This window comes from Methylacidimicrobium cyclopophantes, from assembly GCF_902143385.2.
Classification (GTDB): domain Bacteria; phylum Verrucomicrobiota; class Verrucomicrobiia; order Methylacidiphilales; family Methylacidiphilaceae; genus Methylacidimicrobium; species Methylacidimicrobium cyclopophantes.
In genome coordinates this window covers 1-7,014 of sequence record NZ_CABFUZ020000009.1, presented here as the reverse complement: position 1 = coordinate 7,014, position 7,014 = coordinate 1, and the positions used below count along the sequence as shown (strand labels likewise).

7 protein-coding genes are annotated in these 7,014 nt (G+C 60.8%); 5 read left to right on the top strand and 2 right to left on the bottom strand.

Annotated elements, in window-relative coordinates:
* Positions 1–169: 169 nt before the first annotated feature.
* Positions 170–1,276 (bottom strand): glycoside hydrolase family 3 N-terminal domain-containing protein, encoded by a 1,107-nt coding sequence (locus FN369_RS00350; RefSeq protein WP_142524238.1) that lies wholly within the window; start codon positions 1,274–1,276, stop codon positions 170–172.
* Between the two features lie 116 nt (positions 1,277–1,392).
* On the opposite strand from FN369_RS00350, the gene FN369_RS00345 reads away from it, so the two are divergent.
* Positions 1,393–1,692, top strand: coding sequence for an acylphosphatase (locus tag FN369_RS00345; RefSeq protein WP_142524237.1), 300 nt, complete (start codon positions 1,393–1,395; stop codon positions 1,690–1,692).
* Here the strand turns inward: FN369_RS00345 and metE are convergent.
* Entirely contained in the window at positions 1,681–4,005 is a 2,325-nt protein-coding gene (metE, locus tag FN369_RS00340) for a 5-methyltetrahydropteroyltriglutamate--homocysteine S-methyltransferase (protein ID WP_142524236.1), read from the bottom strand. The two genes, FN369_RS00345 and metE, sit on opposite strands and share 12 nt — an antisense overlap.
* Positions 4,006–4,137: 132 nt before the next feature.
* Here metE and rsmA point away from each other — a divergent pair, with 132 nt between their 5' ends.
* From rsmA to FN369_RS00320, 4 genes are all read left to right on the top strand, one after another.
* Positions 4,138–4,965 (top strand): 16S rRNA (adenine(1518)-N(6)/adenine(1519)-N(6))-dimethyltransferase RsmA, encoded by an 828-nt coding sequence (rsmA, locus tag FN369_RS00335; RefSeq protein ID WP_142524235.1) that lies wholly within the window; start codon positions 4,138–4,140, stop codon positions 4,963–4,965.
* A gap of 206 nt (positions 4,966–5,171) precedes the next feature.
* On the top strand, positions 5,172–5,642 hold the full coding sequence (gene ilvN, locus FN369_RS00330) for an acetolactate synthase small subunit (RefSeq protein WP_142524239.1): 471 nt from the start codon (positions 5,172–5,174) through the stop codon (positions 5,640–5,642).
* Between the two features lie 32 nt (positions 5,643–5,674).
* Positions 5,675–6,724, top strand: coding sequence for a ketol-acid reductoisomerase (ilvC, locus tag FN369_RS00325; protein ID WP_142524234.1), 1,050 nt, complete (start codon positions 5,675–5,677; stop codon positions 6,722–6,724).
* A 1-nt stretch (position 6,725) separates the two neighbouring features.
* The coding region (locus FN369_RS00320) for a hydroxymethylglutaryl-CoA lyase-like TIM-barrel protein (protein WP_512698696.1) at positions 6,726–7,014 on the top strand (289 nt) is incomplete at its 3' end.

The following is a 7,014-nucleotide window of genomic DNA, read 5'->3' as shown; positions in this document are numbered from 1 at the left end:
GTCGTAGGCTAGGGAAAGAAGGAGCTCTTTCGGGGCTGCTGCGACCGCCAAGAGAAAACCGGTCGAAGGAAGCCATTCTTTTCCAAGCCAGCGGGAAGTCGACATTCGAGAGGAGAGAAAACTGAGCTAGAACGGGGAGAATGGCAACTGCTTTGGGGTACGCTTCGCTTCAAAACGTCTCTACGGCGGAGCGCTTGGCACGATCGAGCGTCGGTCGGCTCGCCTTCTCGGGTGAGAGAGAGTCCGCGCGCAACCGGCCGACTCGGGCATCGAGATCGACGAATCGTTCCAGGGAAAAGGGGATCGGGGAGGCGAGGCGCCGCCGATAGATTTCGATCCTCCTTTCGGCTGCCGCACGCACGGAATCGGGCAAACCGGCGAGGCGCTCGGCGGCCTCGACCCCGAGCTGCGGCCGATGGCAGACGAGCAGGAGATCGTTGCCGGCTCGAAGTGCGAGCTCGGCGGCGTCCGGCAACGAGTAGAGGGTCGTGATCGCCCCCATATCGAGATCGTCGGTCACGAGAAGGCCGGGATAGCGCCACTCTTGCCGTAAGATCCCTTCCACGACCGCAGGGGAGAGAGAGCTGGGCAAGCCGGATGGGTCGAGATTCGGGCAGCGCACATGGCCGATCATGAGCGAGTCGCAATCCGGAAGGAGATCGCGGAAGGGTTGCCACTCTTCGGCTTCGAGCTGGGCTCGCGTCCGTTCCAAGACGGGGAGCGCTTCGTGGGGGTCGACGCGCGCAAAAGTGTATCCCGGAAAGTGCTTCCCGCAGGAAAGAATTCCTTCTGCCCGCATTCCTTCCAAAAAGGCGGCCGCAAACCGGGAGACTTCCGCCGGACTGCGGCCATAGCATCGGTTCCGGAGGGAGTTGTCCGCTTCCTCATCCACGCCGAGGTCCAAAACGGGCGCAAGGTTCCAGTTGAGCCCGAAAAGGCGAAAGAGTCGGCCGGTGAGGGTGCCGTGGCGCTGCACAAGGGACAGATCTCCCCGTTCCCACAAATCCCGAGCGCTAGGGGGCTCGTTTCCAATCTGCCGCAAGCGAGAGACGCGTCCTCCCTCTTGATCCATCGCAAAGAAGGGCGGGAAGGGCAGAAGTCGGCGCAACTCGTCGAGGAGTGCTCGGAACTGCTCGGGGGAGCGGAGGTTCCGGCTGAAGAAAATAAAGCCCGATGGGCGGATGGCCGCCACGAGCTCACGAGTGGTCGAATCTACCTCCTGGCCGGGGATGCCGAGGATGAGAAACTTTCCGCCGTCGGCTAGCGAGAGGGACATCGTTGGGTATCCTCTTCTTTCGGAGATGTTGTCCGATCGCCCCCAGATCGATAGAGTGAGGGGGGCATCGGCCTCCGTAAAGGAAACGGGCTTCTACCGGCGTCCGCTTCCCGGACATGAAGAAGCGATTGCGCGCCATCTACTCCGGCAGGGTCCAAGGGGTCGGCTTCCGAGCAACGGTGGCACGCCTCGCGCGCCACTTTCCTCTGGAAGGAGCGATCTGGAATCGGAGGGACGGCCGAGTGGAGTTGGTCGTGGAAGGAGAGCAAAGCGCGATTGCCGGCTTGCTCGATGCCATAAGGGACACTCACCTCGCTCCGTGGATCGATTCCGTCGACGTGCTCTGGGAAGAACCTACCAACCAATTGCGCGGCTTCTCCATTTCCTGGGAGGAAGACCTCCACTCAGGATGTTGACTCTCTTTTCGCCTCCAATTCCTTCCGAACCCTCTTAGCCGCTTCCACCATGTGACGGAGGGAGGGGACGACTTCCGCCAAATTCCGAGTTTTGAGGCCGCAATCGGGGTTCACCCAGAGGGCCGACGCAGGAAGCACGGCCAAAGCCCGCCGGATTCTTTCGGCGATTTCTTCCACGGAAGGGATCCGCGGCGAATGAATATCCCATACGCCCGGCCCGATCTCGTTGGGATAGCGGAAATGGGCGAATGCGCGGAGCAATTCCATGTTCGACCGGCTGCTCTCGATCGAAATCACGTCGGCATCGAGGGCGGCGATCGCATCGATGATATCGTTGAACTCCGAGTAGCACATGTGCGTGTGGATCGCCGTGCCATCGGCGGCTATGCTGGAGCTGAGCCGGAACGCCTCGACAGACCAGGTGAGATAATCGGGCCAATCGGCTCTCCGCAACGGTAGCCCTTCCCGCAGAGCGGGTTCGTCGATCTGAATCACCGACAATCCGGCTTTTTCCAAATCGGCGACTTCGTCCCGAATGGCGAGGGCAATTTGACGAGCCGTGACCGATCGGGGCTGGTCGTCGCGAACGAAGCTCCATTGCAGAATCGTGATCGGTCCCGTCAACATCCCTTTCACCGGCTTTTTCGTGAGCGATTGAGCGAACTGCGACCAGCGCACGGTCATCGGCTTGGGTCGAGAGACGTCCCCGAAGATGATGGGCGGCTTGGTGCAGCGGGAGCCGTAGCTTTGGACCCATCCCCCTTCGGTGAAGGCGAAGCCGGCGAGCTGTTCCCCGAAATACTCCACCATGTCGTTGCGCTCGAATTCTCCATGCACGAGAACGTCGAGGTCTACATCCTCTTGGAGAGCGATGACTCGACGGATCTCCCCTTCCAAGAAGGAGTCGTATTGCTCCGTCGTCAGCCCGCCGGTGCGCCACCTCGCTCGAGCCTTCCGCACCTCGGGTGTTTGGGGGAAAGAACCGATCGTCGTCGTTGGAAGGAGAGGCAACGGATTGCGGCTCCGCTGCGCTTTTTTTCGGGTCGGATAGGGGCTCGTTCTCTGGAGATCCAGGGGACCCACCGCAGCAACCCGCCGTGCGACAGCCGGATCGTGAACCCGACCGCTCCGCCGTCGGGCATCCTGGATTCGCCGGTTTTCCTCCAAGGTGGAGAGCGAAGCCGGATCCTGGACGGCTAGGCGCGCCAAATCCACCACTTCGTGGAGCTTTTCGTAGGCGAAGGCAAGCCAGCTCCGGAACTCGGGGTCGAGGCGCTTTTCCCCTTCCAAGCTCACCGGGACATGGAGGAGGGAGCAGGAGGGTGCGATCCAGAGGCGATCGCGCCCCAAGACCGCCAGCGCTTGCTCGATGGAGCGGAGGGACTCGGAGAAGTTGTTTCGCCAGACATTTCGTCCGTCGACGATTCCGAGGGAGAGGATCATGCCTGTAGGAACGGCGGCAAGGACGCTGTCGAGCTCGGCACCCCCGCGCGTGGCATCCCAATGCACCGCGTCGACCGGCAGCGAGAAGACCGTTTCGAGATTGTCCCTCAAAGGACCGAAGTAGGTGGCCAAAAGAAGCTTGAGCCTGGGAGCCGAGGATCGAAGCCCGCTGTACGCGACGGTCAAAGCGTGTTGGAAGGAAGGCGAAAGGTCGAGCACGAGCGCAGGTTCGTCGATTTGGATCCATTCGCAGCCTAGCTCGTCGAACTTTCGGAGGATTTCCTGATAGACCGGGAGCAGTGCGGGAAGGAGGGATGCCGCGTCCTCATTGCCTTCCATCTTGGAAAGGCGCAGAAAGCTGATCGGCCCCAGCAGCACCGGCTTGGCGGGAAAGCCGGACTGCCGTGCCTCAAGAAACTCGGTGAATGGTTTCCGGGAGGAAAGACGAAAGGTTTGAGCCGGCTTCAGCTCGGGAACGATATAATGATAGTTGGTATCGAACCACTTGGTCATCTCCATGGGCGGAATGCCTCGGGAGCCGTGCTCGTGCTCACGCTCCAGGAGACCGCGAGCCATCGCAAAAAACTGATCGACGGAGACCTCCTCGCCGACGGAGCCGAATCGGCTCGGGACCGCACCCACGAGCGCCGCCGTGTCGAGGACATGGTCGTAAAGGCTGAAATCGCCTGTAGGAATCCAACGGATTCCCGCGGCTTTTTGGCGGGTCCATGCTTGGCGGCGGAGTTCGGCGGCCGTTTGCAGGAGAGCCTCTAGAGTCGAGTCCCCTTTCCAATAGGATTCGAGAGCGCGCTTAAGCTCGCGGTTGGGGCCGATCCGGGGATATCCTAGATTGTGGGTGCAAAGCTCCATGACGGGCCATTAGCAGAGTGATCGGGGAATCGCAAGGAACGTTTTCGGAGGAGGGAGCCCTTTGCTGCGGGAAATGAAAGAAGCTGGGGAAGAGCGAGTGAGGGTGCCCGGCCATCGAAATCAAAGAGAACCATGAGCATTCGGGAGATCCGGGAGCTGCTCGCCGGATCGGCGTTGCGTCCACGACGGCGATTCGGGCAGAACTTTCTTCACGATCGGAATCTGGCTCGCTGGATCGTCGACGCTGCCTTGCAGGGCCTTTCGAAGCCGTGGCGTGCGTGGGAAGTGGGCCCCGGATTGGGAGTTCTCACGAAACTCCTCCTGGAGCGGGGTGCCGAGGTTGAGGCGGTCGAGATCGATCGGGGATTGGCGGAGCTTCTGCGGGCTCGTTTTGCCGAAGAACCTCGCTTCCGCCTTTGTGAAGGAGATGTCTTGCGAGCGGAATGGCCCGAGCCGGCAGCCGATCGGGTGTTGATCGGCAACCTTCCTTATTCGATTTCCGGACCCTTTCTGGCCACCCTCTTTCGCCGGGAGGCGCAGTTCCGGCGCATTGTCGTCACCCTTCAGCGCGAGGTGGCCGAGCGGCTCGTGGCGGGCCCGAGGCAGCGGGCCTACGGCAGCCTTTCTATCCTGGGGCAGTCTTGTTTTCGCATCGAGATTCGGAAACGATTGCCTCCGACCGTATTCTATCCCGCTCCGAAAGTAGAGTCGTCAGTGGTTTGCATGGAGCCTTTGGCGGCGGCACCCATAACCCGGGCGGAACGGGAAAGCTTTTGCTCTTTCGTGCGCGAGGCGTTTCAGCAGCGGCGCAAAAGGCTGGGGAGTCGCTTCTGCTTGGAGGAATCGCGGCGTCCGGAGGAGCTGTCGGTTGCCGAATGGGTCGATCTCTTTCGCCGATGTCGGCGGAATGGCTTCGCCGGCGGGGATCGGCCAAAAGGCCGACGGGATCTTTTGGTTTGACCCGATGGAGGAGAAAGTCTATAAATCAAGGGAAAATGTTACCGGACACGCTTGCGGTGATAGTAGGAATGCTAGCCGCTTCCTAAGGAGGCGCGGGTTCGGTTCGTAGCAGCGTCAGGAAACGAGTCCCCGTCTTTCTCCCGAAAGAGCGGGGGTTTTTGTTTATGGAACAAGGCAATTTCCCCGAAAAGGAATCGGAACGACGAATGCGGCATACGATTTCGGTGCTCGTGGCAAACCGATTCGGGGTGTTGACCCGAATCGCGGGTCTGTTCAGCGGTCGAGGGTACAACATCGACACCTTGAACGTCGGGCCGACCCACGACGAGAAAGTTTCGCGGATGACGATTGTCGTGAAGGGGGATGACAAGGTGTTGGACCAGGTCACCCGGCAGTTGAATAAGCTCGTGGACGTCATTGCGGTGCAGGATTTTCGTGAGGGAGAATATATCGATCGGCAGTTGATCTTGGTGAAGGTCAGGAGCACGGAACGGTCCCGGGCGGAGCTGATGCAGATCTGCGATATCTTTCGCGCGAAGATCGTGAATGTAGAACCTGCCGATTTGACCATTGAAATCACCGGCGACGAGGGCAAGGTGGAGAAGTTCCTCTACTTGATGAGGGCTTTCGGAATTCTCGATATCTCTCGGACGGGAAAGATCGCCCTGCCGAGATAAGGAAGAAGAGAGGGAGGCTGCGGAACACGTTTATGGCTGCTCAGATCTATACGGAAAAAGAAGCGAGTCTCGCCCCGTTGCAGGGTCGAGTGTTTGGAGTCATCGGGTTCGGGTCCCAAGGCCATGCTCATGCGCTCAACCTGCGGGACAGCGGGGTGGAAGTGATCGTGGGGCTTCCCGAAAGGAGTCGCTCGGTGCGCGTCGCGGAAGAGCTGGGTTTCTCCGTCCATCGGAGCGCGGAGGTGGCGGAAAGAGCCGATCTGCTCTTCCTCGCGGCTCCCGATCTGGTGATTCCCGACCTCTATGCGGCCGAAATCGCCCCCCGGCTCCGTCCGGGCCAGACGCTGGGCTTTGCTCACGGTTTTTCCGTGCATTATCGGACGATCACCCCTCCGGAGAATGTCGACGTGATTATGGTTGCTCCGAAGGGACCCGGCCATATCGTGCGGCGGGAGTTTACGCAAGGCAAAGGGGTGCCCGCTCTGGTCGCCGTCGCGCAGAATCCTTCCGGGAAAGCGCTGGCCAACGCGCTCGCTTGGGCTGCCGGCATCGGGGCGGCGCGCGCCGGCGTCATCGAAACCACCTTCCGCGAAGAGACGGAGACCGACCTCTTCGGCGAGCAGGCGGTGCTCTGCGGAGGGATGACGGCGCTCGTGCAGGCGGGCTTCGAAACCTTGGTGGAAGCCGGCTATCAGCCCGAGATGGCCTATTTTGAATGCCTGCACGAGATGAAGTTGATCGTCGACTTGATGCAGGAAGCGGGGATCTCCGGGATGCGTTTTTCGATTTCGGAGACCGCAAAGTGGGGAGATGTGACGGTCGGCCCGCAAATCATCGATGAACATGTGCGGCAGACTATGCGCAAGGTCCTAGGCCGCATTCAGGACGGGAGCTTCGCGCGGGAATGGATCGCGGAGGCTCGGGGCGGAAAGAAGCGTTATCAGGAACTGCTCCAGCAGGGAGCAAATCACCCGATCGAACAAGTGGGCGCGCGGATGCGCTCGCTGATGCCGTGGCTGAAAAAACGGGATGTTTCTGGGGTCCAGGCGGCCTACGAGAGGGGTGGAGGGAAGGCGGAGTGAGATGAAATCTTCCAATCGAGTCGTCGTCTTCGATACCACGTTACGGGATGGAGAGCAGTGCCCCGGGGCGAGCATGACGCCTCGCCAGAAGCTCGAAGTAGCCCGCCAGCTGGCGCGACTGGGTGTCGACGTGATCGAGGCGGGATTTCCGGTGATCAGCCAAGGCGATTTCTCCTCGGTTCGGGAGATCGCCGAGCAGATCGAGGGTCCAAAGATCTGCGGGCTGGCTCGTTGCATTCCGGCGGATATCGATGCGGCTGGGGAAGCGCTGCGGCCGGCCGGCCGGCGCG